The organism is Pseudomonas sp. (assembly GCF_049300855.1).
GTDB lineage: Bacteria > Pseudomonadota > Gammaproteobacteria > Pseudomonadales > Pseudomonadaceae > Aquipseudomonas.
Map to the genome: position 1 here is coordinate 59,472 of NZ_JBAQKH010000008.1, position 22,595 is coordinate 82,066.

Below are 22,595 nucleotides of genomic sequence, written 5' to 3' on the forward strand. Positions count from 1 at the left end.
TCCCACAGTGAGCAGGTGGGTCGACCTCGATCAGCGCGGTGGATAGTTGGTCAGAATCCGCCCGACGGTTTCACGGATGGCATTGCTGCGATCCTCAGGATTGGGCTTGCTGGTGAGCATCTGCTCGTCGCTGCCGCGCCACACCAGTTTGCCGTCCTTGCCGTCGAGCAGGTCAATCTGGATGGTCGCGACCTTGTAGGTAATGTTGCGCGTTTCGTTGTACATCGGCGCGCCCCAATAGCCGTTCCACGGGCCACCCCAACCGCCGCCGTAATTGGTCGTCACTTGCTGCTGCCGATCCTCGACGATCAGGTAAGTCTGCACACTCAGATCACCCTTGGCGCCCGCCGCGGCCGGGCGCAGGCCGCGCTGATCGAGTTGATCGGCGACTGCCTGGCGAATGCGTTGCTCGGTCAGGTCGCTCTTGATTCGTGGGTCATCGGGGCGATATTGCAGGGCGGGTTCTTTCCAGCTCCAGCTGCGATAGGCGGCAAAGTCGCGGCTGGCGTCGAAGTCATGGTTGACCTGATTGGCGGCGCAGGCGCTGAGCAGCGCGGCCATGGCCAGTAAAGCGAGACGGCGGAACATGGTTTTTCTCCGGTTGAAGACATGAACCTGCGGCAGCTTCTTATATGCGGGAAGCTAACCGGGAGGATACGCCGACATGGCCTTTTCCACAGCCTCGCGGATCGAATCGGTGCGATCGATTTCGCTGCCCTTGTTCGCGGTTTCGGCACTGGCACTCCAGACCGGTTGACCGCTGCCGGCGTCGAACAGATTGACCTGCACCACCACGACTTGCTCCGAATACGTGCGCACGATCGGCACCGTGTTGTACATGCCGTAACCGCGGCCATATCGATCATAGCCACCGTAGCCGCCGCCGTAGTAACCGGAGTCGTCCTGGACCTGACGCAAGCGGGTTTCCAGGCGCAGATTGGCGCTGACCAACAGGTCGGCCGGACGATTGTCGTGCAACGGGCGCAGACCGCGTTGATCCAGCGCATTGCTCACCGCCTCGGCCACCTGTGCCGAGTCCGCCCAAGCAGTGCCCGGCGGCAGTTGCCCGTTGAGCCACGCCCAGCTGCGATAACGCCCGTAATCACGCGGCGGCGCAGGATAGGCGCTGCGATCAAAGGTGTTGGCCGCTTGTGCTGGCGCCGGCGGCAAGGGCCGCGACTGCGCCACGTACGGATTGCTGCCCTGACAAGCAGCCAATCCCAGACAGATCAGCAATAACCCGGATTGAGCTTTCATGTCGCGCTCCGATCAGATCGGCCGGCAGATCCAGTGCAAGTAACGCCCAAGCCCGGCGAAGCTTGGGTGACGACGGTGAGCGAGCTCCATCTCGAGCAAATCCGTGAGTTCGGCGCGGGCCTGGAATTCCACGGGCATGTAGTCGTGGAAAACCCGGATCCCGCTCTGAGTTTCGACCTGCCACAAGCCGTCGAGTTGCGTTGCCAATTCCCGTGGGTCCAGCGGCTGTTGCGGGGTCAGGCTCTGCTTTTCGCCGGCCATGACGTTCTTGCGCATTTTCTTGAAATGGCCTTTGAGCAGGTTGCGATAAATCAGCGCATCACGGTTATAGAACGCCAGCGACAGCCAGCCGCCGGGCTTGGTCAATTGGTGCAGCACCGGCAGGATCGCGTGGGGTTCGGCGAGCCATTCGAGCACGGCGTGGCAGATCACCAGATCGTACGGTTCAGTGAGTTGGCCGAGCAGTTCCTGCCAAGGCGCCTGAATGAACGTCGCGGTTTGCCCGGCTTCAGCGAAACGCTGGCGCGCGCCTTCGAGCATGGGTGCGGCCGGTTCGGTGAAAGTCACGTCGTGGCCGCGCTCGGCCAGCCACAGCGACATGTGGCCAAGGCCGCCGCCAATGTCCAAAACCCGCAACGGACGATCCGGCAACGCTTCAACGAGGTCGGCCTGCAACACCGCAAGGCGAATCGCACCTTTGGCGCCGCCGTAGATTTTTTCGGCGAAACGCGTCGCCAACTGATCGAAATGCCGGTCGCTCATCAGCTGAACCGCCGTTCGCTGTCGGCGAGCTTGGCGCGCACCACTTCATTCATGTCCAGCCCCAACTCGCTGCACAGCAGCAACAGATACAACACGATATCGCCGACTTCCTGCCCGGCATGGGCGAGTTTGTCCGCCGGCAACTGGCGCGACTGGTCTTCGCTCAGCCACTGGAAGATTTCCACCAGCTCGGACATCTCGACGCTGGCCGCCATGGCGAGGTTTTTCGGGCTGTGAAATTGCCGCCAGTCATTGCGGTCGCGTATGGCGTGCAGGCGTTCGGTCAGTTCAACAAGGTTCATCGGGCTCTCCTGAAGGCGTATAGCTTCGGGGGGATACAGCATGAAGGCAAGCGCAAACCGTCTATGATGCAGGGAACTCGGCCACCTGCGGTGTGGCCCAAGGCTCAGCTCTTTCATCAGGATGCACACATGCAGGTAGAAAGCTTTTTCGAATGGCTCGGCCAGGTGCTCGGTTCGGTCATCCGCTTTATCGTCGATGGCCTCAGTGGCCTGTTCAACATTCTGAGCAATGCCGGTGGCAACTTTGTCGACGGGCTGGCGAAGACGCTGGGGATGGATACTTCGATCATCAGCATCATCGCGCTGATCGTCGGGTTGATGCTGTTGTGGTCGGCGATTCGGGCGTTCATGAATGCGTCGATCATTGCCGGGATTATCTGGTTGTTGTTGGGGTTGTGGTTGCTTAGCTGGATTATTCATTAGGCCCTTGAAGAGCCCCTCACCCTAACCCTCTCCCGGAGGGAGAGGGGACTGACCGCGGTGTTTTCCAGAATTACACCGACTTGCGATACCGAGTCGAACTCCAGATTTGAAGACGACTGAGATCGGCTCCCTCTCCCTCCCTGAGGGAGAGTGGACTGAACGCGGTGGTTTCCAGAATTACACCGACTTGCGATACCGAGTCGAACTCCAGATTTGAAAACGACGGAGATCGGCTCCCTCTCCCTGCGGGAGAGGGCTGGGGTGAGGGTGGCTTCTACCGCTACAATGCCGCTCCCCCAAGGAGCCCGCATGTCCACTCTGATCGCCGACTGGCGCGACCGCCCGACGCACCGCAAGGTCTGGGCGCTCGCCGCGCCGATGATTCTGTCGAATATTTCCGTACCGCTGGTGGCGCTGGTCGACAGCACCGTGATCGGCCACTTGCCCCACGCCCATCAATTGGGCGCGGTGGCGGTCGGCGCCAGCCTGTACACCTTTCTTGCCTGGGCCATGGGCTTTTTGCGCATGGGCACCACCGGATTTGCCGCGCAGGCTGCCGGGCGCAGCGACGGTGCGGCGTTGCGGCAGATTCTGTTGCAGGGCTTGCTGCTGGCGATGGGACTGTCGCTGGTACTCGGCACACTGGGCGTACCGCTAAGCGGCATCGCGTTGCATTTCATGCAGCCCTCGGCGGAACTCGATCAACTGACGCGCGACTTTTTCCACACACGGCTGTTCGGCCTGCCGGCGGCGCTGGCCAGTTACGCGTTGGTCGGCTGGTTCCTCGGTACGCAGAACGCCCGGGCGCCGCTGGCGATTCTGCTGACCACCAACCTGATCAACATCGTCCTCAATCTGTGGTTCGTCATCGGTCTGGACTGGGGCGTGGTCGGTTCGGCGCGGGCCTCGGTGATCGCCGAATGGAGCGGCGCCCTGCTCGGCCTGCTGTTGACCCGCAAGGCGCTGCGCGCCTATCCGGGGCACATCGTCTGGGCCGCGTTGAAGGTGTGGCAGAGTTGGCGTCCGTTACTGGCGGTCAATCGCGACATCTTCATTCGCAGCCTGGCACTGCAATCGGTGTTTTTCATGATCACCGTGCAAGGCGCGCGACTGGGTGATGCGACCGTCGCCGCCAACGCGCTGCTGCTCAATGGTTTGCTGCTGACCGCGCATGCGCTGGACGGTCTGGCCCATGCCGTCGAAGCCTTGTGCGGACATGCCATCGGTGCCCGCGATCGCCTGGCCTTGCGTCGTTCGCTGGTGGTCGCCGGCGGCTGGTCACTGATCGCCAGCCTCGGCTTTGCCACCTTGTTTCTGCTGGCCGGGCATCTGTTCATCGAAATGCAGACCGACATCCAGAGCGTGCGCGACACCGCGTTTGTCTACCTGCCCTACCTTGCCGTGCTGCCGCTGATTGCGGTCTGGAGTTATCTGCTCGACGGCCTGTTCATCGGTGCAACGCGCGCGCGGGAAATGCGCAATGGCATGGTGCTTACCGTGATCCTGCTGCTGCCGTTTGCCTGGGCGCTGCAAAGCCTGGGCAACCACGGCCTGTGGATATCTTTCCTGTTGTTCATGGTATTGCGCAGCCTGACCCTCGGGCTGCAAGCCTGGTGGCTGAAACGCAACGACGGTTGGTTCAGCGGAGCAACTCACTGAGTCGGCGTATGCGCGATAAACCCGACCACCTGATCGAGTACCGGCGCCAGCCGCCGCAACGGTCGCGACAGACTGGCGACCAGGGTGATGTGACTGGGCCGCGCGTAATACACGTCCTGCACCGGCACCCCGACCTTGCGCAATTTGCTGGCGAGGCCGCCGGTGTTGCGCGTCGGGTTGACCAGATCATCCTTGCTCGCGGCGATCAGCAGAGCTGGCGGTGCGCCGCGACTGACATGGTTGATCGGCTGCGATTGCGGCGGTGAGTCGGGCCAGAAGAACACCGGACGCACCTCGGCATTCTTGATCGGCAGAAAGTCATAAGGCCCGGCCAGACCTATCCAGCCCTGCACATCGGTGGGCGACATGCCCACTGCAGCGAGCCATTGGTCATCCAGTGCGAGCATCGCTGCGTTGTAGGCGCCGGAGCTGTGGCCCATTAGATACAAGCGCTGCGGATTGCCGGAAAACTCATGGATATGTGTTTTGGTCCACGCCAGCGCTTGCGCCCCGTCCTGCAGAAACAGCGGATAGCGCACCTGCGGGTACAAGCGGTAATCAGCCACCACCGTGACAATGCCCCTGGACGCCAGCGCTTCACCGACAAAGCGGTAGTCGACGCGTGAACCGCTGTTCCAGCTACCGCCATAGAAAAACACCACCACCGGCGCGCCCGGCAGCGGATGGTGCGGCACATACACATCGAGCTTCTGCCGCGGATCATCGCCGTAAGCAATGCCCGAGGTGCTGTCGTAAGTGCCGTCCGGGGTCAGCGCGTTGAGCAACTGCACCGGCGAACACGCGCTGAGCGCCAGCAAACACACACTGCCGATCAACGCGCCAAAGCCTAACCGCCATAACCGTGTCATACGTGCCCTCAGGATTGATCGTCACGCCATTGGCGACGCACATGCTCAAGCCGCTCCGTCTGCGTCAGCCCCAGCGGTGGCGGCACCAGCACGGCACGCGGATGCAACAAGCGTAGCCACAACCAGTCATCGAGGACGGTGCGATCACTGAAGCCCATTGCCAGGCCCTGTTGAGCATGGGAGGACAGCACCGCGTAATCGGTTCCAAGCGATTGGCACCAGTGCCAGATGTGCTGCTCCAGCAGGCAGGTTTGCAGGCGCTCGCGCTGACGCCGTGTCAGGCTCTCTTCGATGTTCAACGGCTCGACCACCAGCCGTGGATTGCGCAATTGCTGCCAGCCCTGACTGCCGATTGCGCGGTCGGCCCAGGTTCCGCCGAACCAGCGCAACTGGCGGATCGGTCCGAGCCAGCGGCTCAGTTCGCCAGCGTCGCAGGCATCGAAAAAATAACTCGCGGTCTGACGGTTGTAGTAGCTGAGCAGCGCGCGATGGTTCAATCCGAACGAGACCGTGAGCATGCGCTGCAAGTGGCTCAGCAATTCCGCCCCGGTAGCCTCGCTGCCCAGCAACAGGCCGCGCCAGGTGTCGGGGTCGCGCAGGCATAACGCGGTCAGTGCCGGGCAGTCGTGCAAATCGACCAACAGCGGACCGTGCTCACTGACCGGTTGAAATTCGGTGCCCTCGAACAACTGGAAACGCCGCGCCCCCGGGAAACCTCGCTGCAAGGTCAGCAATGCCTGGGGGGCATCCAGGCTGTCGAGCAACAGCCATTGCGCCATCGGCTCATGCGCCGCGCCAGTCATCTTGCGCCGCTCTGTTCAAGCGTGGCGAGCAAGCGGCAACTGCACACCGCCTGCGCGCAATGGCTGAAACTGCCACCGCCGGGGATCAGGCACAGCAACAACAACGGCTCGCCGGTCTTCAACAATTGCTCCAGGCCGTCACTCAACATCCGTTCCGGCAGGGGTGGCGCGACAGGCTCTTGAATATCTTCAGCCGCGACCGGTGGCTGCAGAACGCCACTGATCATCGGCCGGTCCGGATCGCCTTCAAAGAAGCTCACCACCACCTCAACACCATCGCCCAGCGCCGCCAGTGGCGTATCGACCAGCGCCGGTGCGAGCGGCAACCAGCAGTGGCTCGGCGCCGCGCCTTCGCCCTGATAGAGCCAGTCAAACTGCACCGCCACCGGCCTTGAGCAGTCCGGTCGTGGCTCGTCGACCGTGACCACCCAGGCACGTTGCAGGCTGTGCATGAGGCGCGGTTCCTGCGGTGCGACGACAGCACACGTTGGCACCTGCACCGCCGCGCACAGACGATTGCTGTAAGGCGGTTCGAGGGACGGGTCGGCACGGTGGTCAATACGCGTCAGCAACCAGGGGCGATTGCATTCGGCGAACGGATGCCCGGTCAGGTGTAGCCAATGCCCACTGCGCAATGCCGCAAAGTCACTGCACCCCTGCGCAAGTTGCGTTTGCCGCGAGTCAGGCGGGCCGGCCTGAACCGCTTCCCGTACGCGCCATTGGTGCACAACGGGGCAAGTACCGGGGTCGCGCTGTTCGTCCTGATAGGGCGCGACGCCCGCCATCGGCATCTGCGCCGGATCGTCGCCGAACACCAGGCAATGCCCGCCACGTTGATGTTCGAAGTAGTAATGAATTTGCGCCTGCACGCACAGCCGCTGGAGCAGTTGCAGGTCCGATTCGCGGTATTGCGTACAGAATGTGCGGGGCGGGTACTCGCCACGCAACTCGAAGCGCCGTTGAGCACCGACGATGCCGTGCTCCTTGAGTACCTGCTCGATGATTTGCGGCACCGAACGGCCACTGAAGATGCGCTGACTGAAGCGCAGATCAAGGTGACCGAGTTTGGGTCCCAGGCGGATCCGGCTCAACCGCGAGCCGTACCCCTGTTCGTGCTGGACCAGACTTTGCAATTGCCCGTGTACGCCCTCCCCCGAGGGGCCGAAACACAGGAACGCCGAACGGTAAAGCAGGCCGGCAAGGTCCGGTTGCGGATCGTCGATCAGCACATCGATTTCGAACGCAAAAGGCGCGCTCAGGGCTTCGCTACCGGTAAAGGCCAGGACTTCGAAGGGGTCGGGCAGGCCCGCGACATCGAGACGAAAGGACGACTCGTTGACTGGATCGAACATGGGCGGATCTCTACAGGAGGGACGGTCGGGGATTCTCGCCGAGAGCCATGGCCGAGTAGAGGGGCGAAGTACAACTTAGGAAATGACCTACGCGAAAAGCAGACCAGATGACTTTGCTGGCTGTGGTAGACACGCGTTTCGTGGGAATTTGGAGAAATGTCCCACCGGGTCATCTGAATTTTCCGCAGCTTGTGGGAAAACTTCAGACAACCCGGTGAGTCAGCAACCTGCCGTCAGGAAGACAGGTAAGAGGAACGGGTCAGACCCAGGCGCAAGGCATCGAGAAATTGCGTGCGCTCGCTGGCACTGATGCGGGCACTGGCGCACTTGTCGCGGTAGTGAGTCATCAGTTCTTCCGGCGACAAGTGCACGTAACGCAGCATGTCTTCGATGGTGTCGTGGGTCTCGATGCCGGCGTGGTACACGCTGCCATCGGCGTTCTGGTAGATGTTCACCGAGTCGGTGTCACCGAACAGGTTGTGCATGTCGCCAAGGATTTCCTGATAGGCGCCGACCAGGAACACGCCCAGCAGGTAATCTTCGCCTTCATTCAAACCGTGCACCGGCAGGCTGGTTTCGATGCTCTGCTCGTCGACGTACTGGTTGATCTTGCCGTCGGAGTCGCAGGTCAGATCCTGCAGCACCGCGCGACGCAGCGGCTCTTCGTCGAGACGGTGCAGCGGGATGATCGGCAGCACCTGATCAATCGCCCAGGTGTCCGGCAGGCTCTGGAACACCGAGAAGTTGCAGATGTACTTGTCGGCCAGCTTGTCGTTGAGCTCGTCGAGCACCTGACGGTGCGAACGCTGACGGGCTTTCAGCGAGTTGTGCAGGCGACGGCACACCGCGAAGTAGCACTGCTCGGCCAGGGCTTTTTCGGCCAGGGTCAGTTTGCCATCGGCGTACTGCGCAGCCACGTCGCTCATGTAGTGAGTCGCGCGCCAATAAGTTTCGGTGACCATTTCGATGTCGGTCGGGCCGAGCAGGTCAACCAGCCACTGCACGGTTTCCGGCAGCGCTTCCTTGTTCTCGATTTGTGGGATTTCGTCGTTGTGCTTCTCGACGTCGGTCACCTGCACCACCAGCATCGCGTGGTGCGCGGTCAGCGAGCGGCCGCTCTCGGAGAAGATGTGCGGATGCGGCAGGGCCTGCGCGTCGCAGAATTCCTTGAGCATGCCGACCACAACACCGGCGTAATCGTCCATGTCGTAGTTGATCGAGCTGGCGTTGCGCGAGTGCGTGCCGTCGTAGTCGACGCCCAGACCGCCACCGACGTCGATGTGATCGACCGGCAGACCGAGGTTGCGCAGCTCGCCGTAGTAACGGATCGCTTCCTTGAAGCCGTGCTGGTAGTCAGCGAGGTTGGCAATCTGCGAACCCATGTGGAAGTGCAGCAGACGAATGCCCTGATCCAGACCGGCCGCGCGGAAGCGCTCGACCACCGACAGCAGTTGCGCTGCCGACAGACCGAATTTGGATTTCTCGCCACCGGTGTCCGCCCACTTCGACGAGGCCAGCGACGACAGACGCACGCGCAGGCCGACCTGTGGCTTGACCTTGAGCGAAGCAGCTTCTTCGATGACCAGGCCGACTTCGGATTCTTTCTCGATGACGATGAACACGTTGTGGCCGAGCTTCTGGCCCATCAGCGCCAGACGGATAAACTCGCGGTCCTTGTAACCGTTGCAGACGATGGTGCCGCCCTTCGGCGCCAGCGCCAGCACGGCCAGCAGCTCAGGCTTGGAGCCGGCTTCCAGACCGATCGAAACGTCCTGGGTGGCGATGATGTTTTCGATCACCGCTTCCTGCTGGTTAACCTTGATCGGGTACAGCGCGGTGTATTTGCTCTGGTATTCCAGGCGCTCGATGTTCGCATCGAAGGCACCGGTCAACTGGCGAACACGGTCTTGCAGAATGTCGGGGAAACGAACCAGCAACGGCAAGGACAAACCGCTTTTGCGCAGTTGGTCGACTTGCTCGAACAGGTCGATAGGCGAGCTGCTCGGGCCGTTCGGACGAACTTCGACGCGACCGGCGTCATTGATCGCGAAATACCCGGCCCCCCAATGGCGAATCCCGTAAACACTGCGGCTGTCCGCAACTGTCCATTGGCTGCCATCGTCTTTGCGTGTGCGTCGTACGGACATCGAAGTCCCCTATAAAGAAGTCATAGTGCGTCGCCTGATCGCAGGCCGGCGCAGTCTAAAGTATGAAAATGACGGTTCGTCAGCGCGGCGGTAGACCGCGCTGACCGCGTGGAGTTTAGAAACCGGTCATGAACAGGCTCTGTGAAAACCATGGCGACGACGGCGGATCTGAAAGACTTCAGAACCGCATCAAGCCGCAGGTGGTTTTCACAGAGGCTGCTAGCCGCCGGACTTCTTCGCTTTGAAACCGTGCTTGATCAGTTCTGCCAAGAGTAGCTCGACATGATCGCCCTGGATTTCGATGATGCCGTCCTTCAAAGCGCCGCCGGTGCCGCAACGTTTCTTCAACGTTGTCGCCAACTCTTTGAGCGCCTCTTCGGCCAGTGGCACGCCGGTGATGGTGGTCACCGTCTTGCCGCCACGGCCCTTGCTCTCGCGGCGCACGCGGGCAATGCCGTCGCCGGCCGGGATCACGGTTTGTTTGCAGATACAGGCGTCCACCGGCTTACTGCATTCCGGGCAATGACGACCTGCGTCGGTGGAAAATACCAGGCCACCTAAGGCGGCGAAGGATGCGGCTTTTTTGGCCACCGGCAATCCTCTTGGGAGGACAAAGACTGATCGCAACCTTGGGCAAGGTCAGCGACCGCGAAGCCCCACTCAGGCAGGGGCAGCGCTACTGCACCGAAACGTATAAACAAGCAGGTCGGTGCAGCTTGAAAAGGTCGCGCAGTGTAACGGCAAAAAACCCGATTGCTAAGTGCCAATCGGCGCCAATTCATGTGTTCTTTGCGACGTCGCTTTGTTGCGCCCTGAGATAGCGCTTGAGCGCTGCCAGAGAGTCCGGGCAATAAGGCTTCTGCTGGATTTCCCGCATGACCTGCTCGACCGCAATAAAGCGTGCTTCGATGACTTCTTCAGGTTGCAGTTTCAGCGGGCCATCCCACACCGCGGAAAACGCCGAACACCACAATCGGTTGCCGGTGTCTTCGAAGTAGAAATGATCATGGGCCGTCAGCTCTACACCGCTGACGCCCAATTCCTCTTCCAGCTCGCGGGCTGCCGACTCGGCATAGGTTTCATCCGCCTGCACCATGCCACCCGCCGCGACGTCCCAGTAACCGGGATAGATCGCCTTGCTCAAGGTGCGCCGGTGCACGCACAGCTCGCCGGCGGAATTGAACAACATGATGTAAGTGCCGCGACCGATCAGCCCGCGCTCGCGTAAATCGGCGCGCACCAGCGCGCCGAGCAGGTTGTCCTGCTCGTCGACCCAGGCGATCTGTTCGGCATCGGAGGCTGCGCGATGCGCCGCCTCTTTGGCGTTATGGCTCATGAATCAGCCCTGATTGAGCAGTTGACGCAAGTCGATCACAGCGGCGTTGGCCCGGGAAATATAGTTGGCCATGACCAGCGAGTGGTTAGCCAGCACGCCGAAACCGCTACCGTTAAGAATCATAGGACTCCAGACCGGTTCCTGCGAGGCTTCCAGCTCACGGATGATCTGCCGCACGCTGACCGTGGCGTTCTTCTTCGCCAGCACATCGGCGAAGTCGACTTCGATGGCGCGCAGAAGGTGCGACAGCGCCCAGGCCTGACCGCGCGCTTCGTAGAAGACGTTGTCGATCTGCATCCACGGGGTTTCGACGATTTCTTCGTCAACCTGCGGTACTTCGCCGACGGCCGGGGTTTCGGTTTTCAGCGCGGTGTTGAGTTTGACCCGACCGACACTGGCCGACAGCCGTTGCGACAGCGAACCGAGGCGCGTGCCCACATCGCCCAGCCAGTTATTCAAGTTGTCGGCGCGAGCGTAGAACAGCGCATTTTTCTGCGTCGGGTCGGACAGACGGGCCTGATAACGGCTCAGAGAGTTGATGCCTTCCTGATATTCCGACTCACTGGACGGCAGAATCCAGCTCTTGTTGTCGAAGTTGAAACGCGGCTCGGCCTTGGCCAGATCGGCGTCTTCAGCCGACTGCGATTGCGAGCGCGCGAAGTCTTTGCGCAGCGCGCGGGTCAGGTCACGTACTTGCACCAGCACGCCGTATTCCCAGCTCGGGGTGTTGTCCATCCACAAGCCCGGCGGGAAGCGGTCGTTGGAAATGTAGCCGCCCGGTTTGTTCAGCAAGGTCCCGGCGACGGTCTTCAGGGTTTCGACCGTGGTGTAGCCGACCACCATTTGCTTGCCTTCTTTCTCGGCAGCCGCCTGAGCGTTTTGTGCCACCGGAAACAGGGCCGGCTCCTGGCTCCAGTACCATCCCAGGCCAATGGTCACCAGCAGGTAAATGCCGATCAGCGTGGCCAGGGCACGGCTGAACAGCAGCCCGCCAACATAGCTGCGGGTGGCCGACTTGGGCTCGGCGGCACGTTCAGGCGCGCTGCCCGCGCGGTTTTTCCAGTCCAGCATGGCGATATCCTTTCAAATCTTGGGTTCAACGGTTCGACCACAACCATACAACAACGTGCCAAGGCCGGGCACCCGGTAATGGGAGGCTGAGGGAAAACAAGTGGCTGCTGCCCGAGAGCGAAAGGATAGACGCGCGATTCAGACGTTGAAAATTTTCAGGGAAATCTGCCGGACATCTTCCGGTGTAAATAGATGTGCAATGCCCGCTGCGTCAGTCTTGCGCTGGCTGGGGACGCCGTCGACCGTTGCGGTGTACGCCTGCTGTGGCAGCGGCTCGCCGGTCATGCTGTCGACCAGACGGAAGATCTGCGGGGTTCGGATGGGCTGCGCCGGGGGATTATTCATCAGTTCCAGCACGGCCTGATCGAAGATCGACGCAGCGACCGGCCATTGGCCGAATTCGGCTCGCGATCTGAGCAGCAGCCAGTCGCCACGCTCGACTTCGCCCAGCACTTCGCTGTCCAGATTGATCATCAAGCCCGATCGCAACTCATCCAGCCCGTCGAGGGGGCAGCGCTCCAGCAGAGCCTGACAGACCCGCTCCAACGCCTGATCCTGCGGATAGACATGCTGACGATCGGCCTCGCTCAGGTCCGCGTGATAAACCAGCCTCATCCCTGGCCCTCGCCTTGCCATTCGTCGGAACCCATCGTCCGGCTGACTTCGTGGCACCAATAGATACGCCGATAGCGGAAATGGATTTTCTCCAATTGCGTGAGATGAGCAGTGTCGGGGTCCTGACAGTGCGGCATCAGTATTTCAGCACCAACGATCACCGCGTCTTCCAGTTCCATCGTGTAGAAGTGTTCCTGAACACCCTGAGCCGAGGTACGAAACCACTCCACCCGGCATTGGCTCAGTAGCTCGCCGGAACACAGCGCGGTATTGATCAGCGGTGAGGCCTTGTCGATGGTCTTGGTGACGATCAGCGGCTTATGCATCCGCCGCCCCGCCCCGGCGTTCTTCGGCACAAAAATCCCGAGGCTCAAGGCCTGAATCATGATCTTGTCCTCACGCCCGCTCTGGTAGCTGTTGCCCACTGACGCCTCGGTAAAAGCGCCGGCACTGATCAGGCCCTGTCGGCTGCCGTGGAGGGTCATGAAGGCTGGGATGGGCATGGGGTGGCTCCTTTTTTGGGTTGGGGCGGGGGGGAATGGTGAGGTTCGAAGCGACGTTCGTCTTCTTCGAATTGGAGCCACGGCTCCGCGATAGCGAGGGTAATGAGGTAGCGTTCCTGGTCGGGATACCTGGAGTCTCTGAAACGCCTCAAGATCAGCAATGCCTGATATTTTTCGCCGGCCTGCCAATACGATCGCCCCGATAGCGGGGGCTGTTTCACATATGCACGCCATTCGGGGCTATCAGCCATAGTTGGATTGCGCCGAGCTCCAATCGGCTTCCAACCTTTTGCACACCATTGGGCTTGCAGATCGACAACAACTTTCATGGCATCGTCGATCAGCAACGGCTCTATTTGCGGAGACATACGGATGTCAGCGACCAAATTGCGGATGAAAGTCACCGTGAAGAAACGAGCCAGCGGCGTCTCGAAACCGTATTGCGGATCTATAAACCTCAGACGCGCATCGGACTTCGGAATACCACCCGAAACGTCATGGCTACCTCGCCCCCATGCACTGAATGAGGCTGTCGAATGTGCTTCCATATATTCATACGGCCCCCCCATCTGCAGAACAATCACGGGATCGCTCCACAACCGCTGCATGAGTTGACGTCCAGCGACCATTGCCAAAATTGCACAAAGCGCCAGCCAGGCCCAGCGACGGCGATTCAACGGAGAAATGCGCGGGGTAATCAAGCACCCTCCATGGCAGCGATTTCACTTATGGATTGCGCCAATGAATTTCTATTTTCGTCATTGAGCATCTGGTCAAAACGAGAAGCTGCCCGGAGTACAAATTCCATTCGCTGCTCGATGTCGGACAAATCTGCTAGCGGATTACGCCCAAAATCGATGGTACGACCATCATTGACCCGCTGACATTGGCTGGTGAGGGTCAACTCGATGGCCTGAGCAACGCCTGAAGGAAAGTCTGTGACGTAAGAAAAATGATTACCGCGCAAAAGCGCAACTAAATGGCTATTTTCGTACATGGTTGGCTGAAGGATGTTTCGCTGTTCGTGCCACGCCAAATGTTTCACGCTTTCAGCGATGTTTCCGGCTTCTATCGCGTCAAAGGCTTCCCATATTTCAGGATATTCGTCTCCAAAGCTGAGTGATTCCTCACCTACAGGCCAAAGCACCGGCCACTTTGCGTTGCCAAAAATTTTTTGCCGCTCACCCAAACACTTCTTCAACTCCCCCAACCCACGCACCGCATAAAACTGATGCAAAGGATAAACATCCAGAAACAGCGTGGTATTACCCATCGCCATCATCTCGTACACATGCTGGAACTGTTGCTGCACCAATGACAGCTCTTCGCCGCTGGCGCGAAAATCCACGGACGGCACAGGATTACGCGCCTGCGCCTTTTCGTATTCCTGCAAGTCTTCAACCTGCTCCGGCATTTTTCCCGGTGTCAGCAATCCGGACTCACGTCGCCCTTCCCGCATTCGCTGGCGCGCTTCGTGCTCTTCGCGGATACGTTCGATGCTTTCAGCGGCATGGAGCAATCCACAGCCCACCTGCTTGGAAGCGAACGCCGCCAAACCGGCCCACTGAAAACGTTTGTCGTGTTGCCAGAGTCGGGCATAAGCAGCGTTGATCGCCCGGTTGCGTTTGACCGGGTCGGCTATAAAGACGCCCTCGGGCGCAACGATTTCCTCGGCCTGGCGCTGATACTCGCGCCACAGGCACTGGCACGTGAGCACCGGTACCTCGGTCACGCGCACTTTCTCGCCATACAGCAACTCTTCACTGCATTCACAATCGGCTACGGGCACGGTGCTGTGGTTAAGGCGTTGTTCATCGCTGGCATGCTCGTTGAAACACTGGCTCATGTCGGGCGCAAAGCCTCTAGGGGAATCCCTGAACCCTACCAAGCAAAACCCGCTGTGAAGCCGCCTCGACGAAAAATCAGAAAGCCCTGTCAGACGATGTCTCTCAATGACTGCGAAGCTTCCTCTCAAATGACAGGAAACATCCCAAAGCCCCCGAAGGCCGGGGACTTCACCGACGAACAGGTCAAATACAAAACCGCTCGGTCAGAAACTGAATTGTGTCGCATCGCAGATTATTGACGTACGACACTCGTCTAAGGGAAAAGAGGTGCTAGCATAGAGCCACCAGTCGATCTCAGCATGCAGCCTAACTAGTAGTCAGGATATGACCGAGCCAGAAGACCCCAGCCGTGAGCGTCTCAAGCACCACTTTGCCCAGCGGGTAATTCATCAGGCACGTCAGATTCTTGAGATATGGCAGCGCCTGCAACGCAGTGAGTGGTCCACTGTTGATCTCGCCGAACTGAGCGAGGCCAATTTGCGCCTGCTGCGTTTTGCCGAGCGCTTCGAACAGCCCGAACACACACAACTGGCGCACCACATCAGTCAATCGCTGGAAGCGGTGGACGCCAATCGCGGCCGCCTGAGTAGTGGCCTGATCACCGACCTCAATCGTTTGATGCAGCGTTTGTCGCGCACCGGCCTGCGCCATGGCGATCAACTCGACCAGACCTTTCTGCCGCCGCTGCGCAAGCCGATCTACGTGATGCTGCAGGACCACGACCGCGCCGAGCGGCTGGCCAAGCAACTGGAGTTTTTCGGTCTGAGCGCGCAGGCGCTGGACAGTGTTTCGGCGTTTCGCTCCTCGATGGTCGAGCGCCTGCCGGCGGCGATCGTCATGGACGTCGATTTCAGCGGCGCCGGCATCGGCCTGAAACTCGCCGCCGAAGCGCAGGTCGGTCTGGATGAACCGCTGCCGTTGCTGTTCTTCAGCCTGCACGAAACCGACACCCCGACCCGTCTCGCCGCCGTGCGCGCCGGTGGCCAGGAATTTCTCACCGGCACCCTCGAAGCGTCGAGCCTGCTGGAGAAGATCGAAGTCCTCACCTGCGTCGCCCAGTACGAGCCTTATAAAGTGCTGATCATCGATGACTCACGCGCGCAGGCCTTGCACACCGAGCGCCTGCTCAACAGCGCCGGTATCGTCACCCGCACCTTGATCGAACCGATTCAGGCGATGGCCGAGCTGGCCGATTTCCAGCCCGACCTGATCATCCTCGACATGTACATGCCGGCCTGCACCGGCACCGAGCTGGCCAAGGTGATCCGCCATAACGACCGTTATGTCAGCGTGCCGATCATTTATCTGTCGGCCGAAGACGATCTGGACAAGCAGCTCGACGCCATGAGCGAGGGCGGCGATGACTTCCTGACCAAACCGATCAAGCCGCGTCACCTGATCACCACCGTGCGCAACCGCGCCGCCCGCGCGCGCAATCTGAAAGCGCGCATGGTCCGCGACAGCCTCACCGGTTTGTACAACCACACGCACATTCTGCAATTGCTCGAAGACTGCTCGTTCCGCGCCCGCCGCGAGAACAAGCCGCTGAGCTTTGCGATGCTCGACATCGACCACTTCAAACGGGTCAACGACAGCCACGGCCACCCCATGGGCGACCGCGTGATCAAGAGCCTCGCGCTGTTTCTCAAACAGCGTTTGCGCAAAACCGATTTCATCGGCCGCTACGGCGGTGAAGAGTTCGCCATCGTCATGCCTGACACGGATATAGAAGCGGCGCACAAAGTGCTCGACGAAATCCGTCAGCGCTTCGCCGAAATCCATTACCCGGCGCAGCCGCAGGATTTGTGGTGCACCTTCAGTGCCGGCGTGGTGGAAATGCATGACGACTGCGACAGCCTGATGATGGCCAGCCAGGCCGATGAGGCGCTTTACCGCGCCAAGGGTGCCGGGCGCAACCGGGTGCAGACCGCGCGCGACTCAAAGCAAAGTGCCACTTTTTCATCGGATTCCACTGATTCGGTCATAACCCTGTAACAGAACCGCAATAAATTCAGGCGCTTACCATTTCTGCCGTTGGTAGCCGTCATGCGCCTGAAGTTGCTCACCAATCTCAATACGCTGCTGCTGGTCGCCGTGTGCCTCGCACTCGGCGCCACGCTGTGGTGGTCGCAAAAAGCCCTGGAACGCCCGTATCTGTTGATGGAGCGCTATCTGGGCCTGTCGCAGCAATTTCAGAACGAGGTGGCACGCAACGTCGAGGACTACCTCGGCAGCGGTGATGCCTTGCGCCTGAGTAGTGCGAGTCAGGCCATCGACGGCTTGCAGAAGGAACTCGGCGAGTTGTCTCCAGCGCTGGCCGAAACATTGCGCCCAAGCCTGTCGGGGCTTGAAGACTTCAGCAAAACCGACCTGCTCGCGGCCGGCAAACTGGCCGGTGATCCGCAGGCCTTGCTGTTGCAAGCCGAACGCGAATTGAGCGCCAGCCTCGATCAGCTCAGCACCTACGCCAACGGCAATGCGGCCTATCTGGCGCCACTGCTGGCCGCCTCGCAGCATCTGGGCAAACTGTCGCTGGCGCGGGACAAACTGGTCAGCAGCGGGCGCAGCGAACTGGCCGTCGACGTCGAGCGTGAAGTCAGCAATATCCGCTCGCAGGCTCAAGCGATTGATGCCCTGCCCTTGCTCGGTGTCGTGGCCAAAAGCGAATCAGGCAGCGATGACTTTGCCGCGCTGATGGGCATCGAGAACACCGAAAAAACCGTCGCCGAGGATGCCGGCGTCGGGCTCAAGCGTGAACTCAACAGCTTGCTTGGCCGCTACCCTGCAGAGCTGGCGCGCACCCGTGATCAGATTCAAAAGCGCACCGACTTGAGCACCGCCACCCATGAAAAAATCGCCGCAGTGCAGCATGCCATCGCAGGACTGGAGCCGGTGGTGCGCGCCCAGCACGGGCAAATCCAGGGCGAAGTACGCTTGATGCAAGGCGTGATGATCGGTCTGATTCTGCTGATTGCGTTACTCATCGACACCTTGCAGCGACGGCTGGCCCGCACGCTGACCAATCTCGCGCCAGCGCTGTCGACCTGGGCCGAGGGCGATTTCAGCGGCGATATCCATTTGGGCAAAACCAACCGTGAACTGCATGACATTGAAGCCTCGCTCAACCGCTTGCGCGCCTACCTCGTGGACTTGGTCGGGACAATTCGCGGCAATGCCGAACAAGTCGCGGGCAGCAGCCGCACCCTCGCAGAATTGAGTAATGACCTGCACAGCGGCGCCGAGCATCAGGCCGGCGACACCGCGTTGATCCGTGACTCACTCGGCGAACTGGAGGCAACCATTCAGCAAGTTGCCGGCGATGCGCAGCAGGCAGCGGATGCCAGCCGTCATGCCGGATTGGCCGTCGAGCATGGCCAGACCGTGATCGGCCAGAGCCTGACCGGGCTGCACGCACTGGTCGGTGAAGTACAAGGCAACGCGCAGATGATCGAGCATCTGGCCGAGGAGTCAGCGACCATCGGCGGCGTGTTGACGGTGATTCGCTCGATTGCCGACCAGACCAACCTGTTGGCACTCAACGCGGCGATTGAAGCGGCGCGCGCCGGGGAAATGGGGCGCGGGTTTGCCGTGGTCGCCGAGGAAGTGCGCTCGCTGGCACAACGCACCGCCGGCGCGACCGCCGAGATCCAGACGCTGATTGCCGGCCTGCAAACCGCGGCCCGGCAATCGGTGGAAGGCATGCGCGCGCAGGTCGAGCATGCCGAAGCCACCGCCAATCAGGCACAAGCGGCGGATGGCGCGCTGGATAAAATCGTCGGCGCAATCCAGACCATTTCCGACACGGCGACCCGTATCGCTGATGTCACTGCGCAACAAAGTAGCGCAGTCAGCGAGATTCGCGATCACAGTGAACGGATTCATCAATTGGGTGGGGATAATCTGGTGCGTATCGGTCGCGGACGCGAACAGGGTGAGAACCTGCTGGTATTGGGCGGGCAACTGCATACCGCCGTGCAGGCCTTTCGTGTTTGATAAATCGCCTTCGCGAGCAAGCTCGCTCCCACAGGGGCATGCATTCCAATGTGGGAGCGAGCTTGCTCGCGAAGGGGCCCGCCTCATCACCGCAAGTGACCGGATCAATTCACTTGGTCACATATTTCGCGCAAACATCGGCCATCGTGCTGGCTATTGCATAGAACTGGACAGTCACAAAGTCTTTGCGGCATAGTCGCCGGGTTCTGACGACTGCTCATTCATAACAAGGACTACGCAGATGGCAACCCTACTGGTGCTGCACGGCCCCAACCTGAACCTGCTCGGCACCCGCGAACCCGGCACCTACGGTTCAACGACCCTGGCGCAGATCAATCAGGATCTGGAGCGCCGCGCCCGTGAAGCCGGCCATCATCTGCTGTATCTGCAAAGCAATGCCGAGTACGAATTGATCGACCGCATCCACGCCGCGCGTGGCGAAGGCGTCGATTTCATTCTGATCAATCCAGCAGCTTTTACGCACACAAGTGTCGCATTACGTGACGCGTTGCTGGGAGTGAGCATCCCATTCATCGAAGTGCATTTGTCCAACGTGCACAAACGCGAACCTTTCCGCCATCACTCTTACTTCTCCGACGTAGCGGTGGGAGTGATCTGCGGCCTTGGCGCCAGCGGTTACCGACTGGCCCTGGAGGCTGCACTAGAACAGCTTGAAACACAGGCAACGACTTGAAATACAAGCGTTAAGCGCCCCTGACCGACCCTTGGGAGTTGATGATTCATGGATATCCGTAAAGTTAAGAAATTGATCGAATTGCTGGAAGAGTCCGGCATCGACGAGCTCGAGATCAAGGAAGGCGAAGAGTCCGTACGCATCAGCCGTCACAGCAAAACCCCGGCTCAGCAGTACTACGCACCGGCTCCGATGCAAGCTCCGGCTGCCGCACCTGTTGCAGCTCCAGTAGCTGCTGCAGCCCCGGTTGCCGCTGCTGCTCCAGCGCTGAACGGCACTGTTGCCCGTTCGCCGATGGTCGGCACCTTCTACCGTAAATCTTCGCCAACCTCGCCGTCCTTCGTTGAAGTCGGCCAGACCGTGAAGAAAGGCGACACTCTGTGCATCGTCGAAGCCATGAAGATGATGAACCACATCGAAGCTGAAACCAGCGGTGTGATCGAGTCCATCCTCGTCGAAGACGGCCAGCCGGTTGAGTACGACCAACCGCTGTTCACCATCGTTTGAACTGCGGAGAGCCTTTGATGACTGCGAAGTTGGAAAAAGTTCTGATCGCTAACCGCGGTGAGATCGCCCTGCGGATTCTGCGTGCCTGCAAAGAGATGGGCATCAAGACCGTCGCCGTTTACTCCAAGGCCGACAAAGAGCTGATGCACCTGGGTCTGGCAGACGAATCCGTCTGCATCGGCCCGGCATCTGCCGCTCAGTCCTACCTGCACATCCCGGCCATCATCGCTGCCGCTGAAGTGACTGGCGCCACCGCCATTCACCCAGGCTACGGTTTCCTCGCGGAAAACGCCGATTTTGCCGAGCAGGTCGAGAACTCCGGCTTCGCTTTCATCGGCCCGAAAGCCGACACCATTCGCCTGATGGGTGACAAGGTATCGGCCAAGCACGCGATGATCGAAGCCGGCGTGCCGACCGTTCCAGGCTCCGACGGCCCACTGCCGGAAGACGAAGAAACGGCGCTGCGCATCGGTCGTGAAGTCGGCTACCCGGTGATCATCAAAGCCGCTGGCGGCGGTGGTGGTCGCGGCATGCGTGTGGTGCACAAGGAAGAAGACCTGATCGCCTTCGCCAAACTGACCCGCACCGAAGCTGGCGCGGCGTTCGGCAACCCGATGGTGTATCTGGAAAAATTCCTGACCAACCCGCGCCACGTCGAAGTTCAGGTTCTGTCCGACGGCCAGGGTCACGCCATCCATCTGGGCGACCGCGATTGCTCGCTGCAACGTCGTCACCAGAAAGTTCTCGAAGAAGCGCCGGCACCGGGCATCGACGAGAAAGCGCGCGAGGAAGTACTGGCTCGCTGCGTCAAGGCGTGCATCGACATCGGTTACCGTGGCGCCGGCACTTTCGAGTTCCTCTACGAGAACGGTCGTTTCTACTTCATCGAAATGAACACCCGTGTTCAGGTGGAGCACCCGGTTTCGGAAATGGTTACCGGTATCGACATCGTCAAGGAGATGCTCAGCATCGCCGCTGGCAACAAGTTGTCGTTCACTCAGGATGATGTGGTTATCCGCGGTCACTCGCTGGAATGCCGGATCAACGCTGAAGACCCGAAAACCTTCATGCCGAGCCCGGGCACGGTCAAGCATTTCCACGCCCCAGGCGGCAACGGCGTTCGCGTCGATTCGCACCTGTACAGTGGCTATGCCGTTCCGCCGAACTACGACTCGCTGATCGGCAAGCTGATCACTTACGGCGCGACCCGCGACGAAGCCATGGCACGCATGCGCAATGCCCTGGACGAAATCGTGGTTGACGGGATCAAGACGAACATCCCGCTGCACCGTGATCTGGTTCGTGACGAAGGCTTCTGCAAGGGGGGTGTGAACATTCACTACCTCGAGCACAAGCTCGCTGGCGAGAAGCACTAAGCTTCAGCCCGCACCCAACAAAGCCGCCTTCGGGCGGCTTTGTTGTTTCTGCAGGTTTAATTTCATTTTGAATGACGATCAAAGCCCTGTGGCGAGGGAGCATCAACCCGGTCGTGTTCTTGCGCGCGCTCGCGTAAACTTGCGCGCTTCTCGCCGGCCGCTAGGCTGCAATCAATATTTTTCAAAGGTGCCCGCCATGCCTTGGCTGCAAGTACGTCTCGCCATCAGCCCGGAACAAGCCGAAACCTACGAAGACGCTTTCCTTGAAGTGGGCGCCGTGTCGGTGACCTTCATGGACGCCGAAGATCAGCCGATCTTCGAGCCGGAACTCAATACCACGCCGCTGTGGGCGCACACGCACCTGCTGGCCCTGTTCGAAGGCGGCACTGAACCGGCACCGGTTCTGGCCCATCTGGAATTGCTGACCGGCAGCCCGCTGCCCGAGCATCACAGCGAAGTCATCGAAGATCAGGATTGGGAACGCAGCTGGATGGACGGTTTTGAGCCGATGCGTTTCGGTGAGCGCCTGTGGATCGTGCCGAGCTGGCACGCCGCGCCGGAACCTGACGCAGTCAATCTGCTGCTGGACCCGGGCCTGGCCTTCGGCACCGGCACTCACCCGACCACAGCGCTGTGCCTGGAATGGCTCGACGGTCAGGATCTGAAAGACTGCAACGTACTGGATTTCGGCTGCGGCTCGGGCATTCTGGCGATCGCCGCCCTACTGCTTGGCGCCAAAGAAGCGGTCGGCACCGACATCGACGTGCAGGCGCTGGAAGCGTCGCGCGACAACGCCGGTCGCAATAACATTGCCGACGAACTGTTCCCGCTGTACCTGCCGCAAGATCTGCCACAGGTTCAAGCTGACGTGCTGGTCGCCAATATTCTGGCTGGCCCGCTGGTTTCGCTGGCGCCGCAACTGTCCAGCCTGGTGAAATCCGGTGGCCGACTGGCGCTGTCGGGCATCCTCGCCGAACAAGGTGAAGAAGTCGCCGCCGCTTATGCGCAGGACTTCGATCTCGACCCGATCGCCAATCGCGATGGCTGGGTGCGCATCACCGGCCGTCGGCGCTAGAATG

General features: G+C 60.4%; 23 protein-coding genes. 8 read left to right on the forward strand and 15 right to left on the reverse strand.

Annotated elements, in window-relative coordinates:
• Nucleotides 1-30: 30 nt before the first annotated feature.
• The 4 genes from WA225_RS02345 to WA225_RS02360 are packed head-to-tail and all read right to left on the reverse strand — an operon-like array spanning nucleotide 31 to nucleotide 2,321.
• Nucleotides 31-588, reverse strand: coding sequence for a DUF4136 domain-containing protein (locus tag WA225_RS02345; RefSeq protein ID WP_422606718.1), 558 nt, complete (start codon nucleotides 586-588; stop codon nucleotides 31-33).
• 54 nt (nucleotides 589-642) lie between these two features.
• Nucleotides 643-1,257 (reverse strand): DUF4136 domain-containing protein, encoded by a 615-nt coding sequence (locus tag WA225_RS02350; protein WP_422606719.1) that lies wholly within the window; start codon nucleotides 1,255-1,257, stop codon nucleotides 643-645.
• Nucleotides 1,258-1,269: 12 nt separating this feature from the next.
• The gene (locus tag WA225_RS02355) at nucleotides 1,270-2,019 is read right to left on the reverse strand and encodes a methyltransferase (RefSeq protein WP_422606720.1); all 750 of its coding nucleotides are present in this window, start codon (nucleotides 2,017-2,019) and stop codon (nucleotides 1,270-1,272) included.
• A complete protein-coding gene (locus WA225_RS02360; protein ID WP_053116915.1) occupies nucleotides 2,019-2,321 on the reverse strand; it encodes a MazG-like family protein in 303 nt (100 codons plus the stop codon). Before WA225_RS02360 ends, WA225_RS02355 begins: the two co-directional genes overlap by 1 nt.
• A gap of 129 nt (nucleotides 2,322-2,450) precedes the next feature.
• On the opposite strand from WA225_RS02360, the gene WA225_RS02365 reads away from it, so the two are divergent.
• Both WA225_RS02365 and WA225_RS02370 read left to right on the forward strand, forming a co-directional pair.
• Entirely contained in the window at nucleotides 2,451-2,744 is a 294-nt protein-coding gene (locus WA225_RS02365) for a hypothetical protein (RefSeq protein WP_064117275.1), read from the forward strand.
• Between the two features lie 309 nt (nucleotides 2,745-3,053).
• A complete protein-coding gene (locus WA225_RS02370) occupies nucleotides 3,054-4,403 on the forward strand; it encodes an MATE family efflux transporter (RefSeq protein ID WP_422606721.1) in 1,350 nt (449 codons plus the stop codon).
• Here the strand turns inward: WA225_RS02370 and WA225_RS02375 are convergent.
• The 11 genes from WA225_RS02375 to WA225_RS02425 form a co-directional block, all read right to left on the reverse strand.
• Nucleotides 4,397-5,272, reverse strand: coding sequence for an alpha/beta hydrolase (locus WA225_RS02375; protein ID WP_422606722.1), 876 nt, complete (start codon nucleotides 5,270-5,272; stop codon nucleotides 4,397-4,399). The genes WA225_RS02370 and WA225_RS02375 overlap by 7 nt on opposite strands.
• 8 nt (nucleotides 5,273-5,280) lie before the next feature.
• Nucleotides 5,281-6,075, reverse strand: a complete 795-nt coding sequence (locus WA225_RS02380) for a DUF4123 domain-containing protein (RefSeq protein ID WP_422606723.1) — start codon at nucleotides 6,073-6,075, stop codon at nucleotides 5,281-5,283.
• Nucleotides 6,072-7,427, reverse strand: a complete 1,356-nt coding sequence (locus WA225_RS02385; RefSeq protein ID WP_422606724.1) for a type VI secretion system Vgr family protein — start codon at nucleotides 7,425-7,427, stop codon at nucleotides 6,072-6,074. Before WA225_RS02385 ends, WA225_RS02380 begins: the two co-directional genes overlap by 4 nt.
• 233 nt (nucleotides 7,428-7,660) lie before the next feature.
• Nucleotides 7,661-9,574, reverse strand: a complete 1,914-nt coding sequence (speA, locus tag WA225_RS02390) for an arginine decarboxylase (protein ID WP_007914615.1) — start codon at nucleotides 9,572-9,574, stop codon at nucleotides 7,661-7,663.
• A 219-nt stretch (nucleotides 9,575-9,793) separates the two neighbouring features.
• Nucleotides 9,794-10,165 carry a translation initiation factor Sui1 gene (locus WA225_RS02395; RefSeq protein ID WP_242208439.1) on the reverse strand — a complete coding sequence of 124 codons (372 nt, stop codon included), beginning with the start codon at nucleotides 10,163-10,165 and terminating at the stop codon, nucleotides 9,794-9,796.
• Between the two features lie 187 nt (nucleotides 10,166-10,352).
• Nucleotides 10,353-10,910 (reverse strand): NUDIX hydrolase, encoded by a 558-nt coding sequence (locus WA225_RS02400; protein ID WP_422606725.1) that lies wholly within the window; start codon nucleotides 10,908-10,910, stop codon nucleotides 10,353-10,355.
• A 3-nt stretch (nucleotides 10,911-10,913) separates the two neighbouring features.
• Complete coding sequence (locus WA225_RS02405) at nucleotides 10,914-11,981, reverse strand: DUF2333 family protein (RefSeq protein WP_422606726.1); 1,068 nt, start codon at nucleotides 11,979-11,981, stop codon at nucleotides 10,914-10,916.
• A 138-nt stretch (nucleotides 11,982-12,119) separates the two neighbouring features.
• Complete coding sequence (locus WA225_RS02410; protein WP_422606727.1) at nucleotides 12,120-12,596, reverse strand: hypothetical protein; 477 nt, start codon at nucleotides 12,594-12,596, stop codon at nucleotides 12,120-12,122.
• Nucleotides 12,593-13,099 carry an Hcp family type VI secretion system effector gene (locus WA225_RS02415; RefSeq protein ID WP_422606728.1) on the reverse strand — a complete coding sequence of 169 codons (507 nt, stop codon included), beginning with the start codon at nucleotides 13,097-13,099 and terminating at the stop codon, nucleotides 12,593-12,595. The genes WA225_RS02410 and WA225_RS02415 overlap by 4 nt, the downstream gene beginning before the upstream one ends.
• Nucleotides 13,078-13,800: a hypothetical protein gene (locus WA225_RS02420; RefSeq protein ID WP_422606729.1), complete on the reverse strand. Its 723-nt coding sequence runs from the start codon at nucleotides 13,798-13,800 to the stop codon at nucleotides 13,078-13,080. The genes WA225_RS02415 and WA225_RS02420 overlap by 22 nt, the downstream gene beginning before the upstream one ends.
• Nucleotides 13,797-14,945: a DUF2515 family protein gene (locus WA225_RS02425; protein ID WP_422606730.1), complete on the reverse strand. Its 1,149-nt coding sequence runs from the start codon at nucleotides 14,943-14,945 to the stop codon at nucleotides 13,797-13,799. Before WA225_RS02425 ends, WA225_RS02420 begins: the two co-directional genes overlap by 4 nt.
• Before the next feature lie 325 nt (nucleotides 14,946-15,270).
• On the opposite strand from WA225_RS02425, the gene gcbA reads away from it, so the two are divergent.
• The 6 genes from gcbA to prmA all read left to right on the forward strand — a co-directional run bounded on the left by gcbA (nucleotide 15,271) and on the right by prmA (nucleotide 22,591).
• Nucleotides 15,271-16,941 carry a diguanylate cyclase GcbA gene (gcbA, locus tag WA225_RS02430; RefSeq protein WP_422606731.1) on the forward strand — a complete coding sequence of 557 codons (1,671 nt, stop codon included), beginning with the start codon at nucleotides 15,271-15,273 and terminating at the stop codon, nucleotides 16,939-16,941.
• A 954-nt stretch (nucleotides 16,942-17,895) separates the two neighbouring features.
• Nucleotides 17,896-18,939, forward strand: coding sequence for a methyl-accepting chemotaxis protein (locus tag WA225_RS02435; protein WP_422606794.1), 1,044 nt, complete (start codon nucleotides 17,896-17,898; stop codon nucleotides 18,937-18,939).
• A 241-nt stretch (nucleotides 18,940-19,180) separates the two neighbouring features.
• Nucleotides 19,181-19,633, forward strand: coding sequence for a type II 3-dehydroquinate dehydratase (gene aroQ / locus WA225_RS02440; protein ID WP_007914604.1), 453 nt, complete (start codon nucleotides 19,181-19,183; stop codon nucleotides 19,631-19,633).
• Nucleotides 19,634-19,681: 48 nt separating this feature from the next.
• On the forward strand, nucleotides 19,682-20,140 hold the full coding sequence (gene accB, locus WA225_RS02445; RefSeq protein ID WP_095121948.1) for an acetyl-CoA carboxylase biotin carboxyl carrier protein: 459 nt from the start codon (nucleotides 19,682-19,684) through the stop codon (nucleotides 20,138-20,140).
• 17 nt (nucleotides 20,141-20,157) lie between these two features.
• Complete coding sequence (gene accC, locus WA225_RS02450; protein WP_102899385.1) at nucleotides 20,158-21,516, forward strand: acetyl-CoA carboxylase biotin carboxylase subunit; 1,359 nt, start codon at nucleotides 20,158-20,160, stop codon at nucleotides 21,514-21,516.
• A gap of 196 nt (nucleotides 21,517-21,712) precedes the next feature.
• On the forward strand, nucleotides 21,713-22,591 hold the full coding sequence (gene prmA / locus WA225_RS02455) for a 50S ribosomal protein L11 methyltransferase (protein WP_422606732.1): 879 nt from the start codon (nucleotides 21,713-21,715) through the stop codon (nucleotides 22,589-22,591).
• The last annotated feature ends 4 nt before the right edge of the window (nucleotides 22,592-22,595 follow it).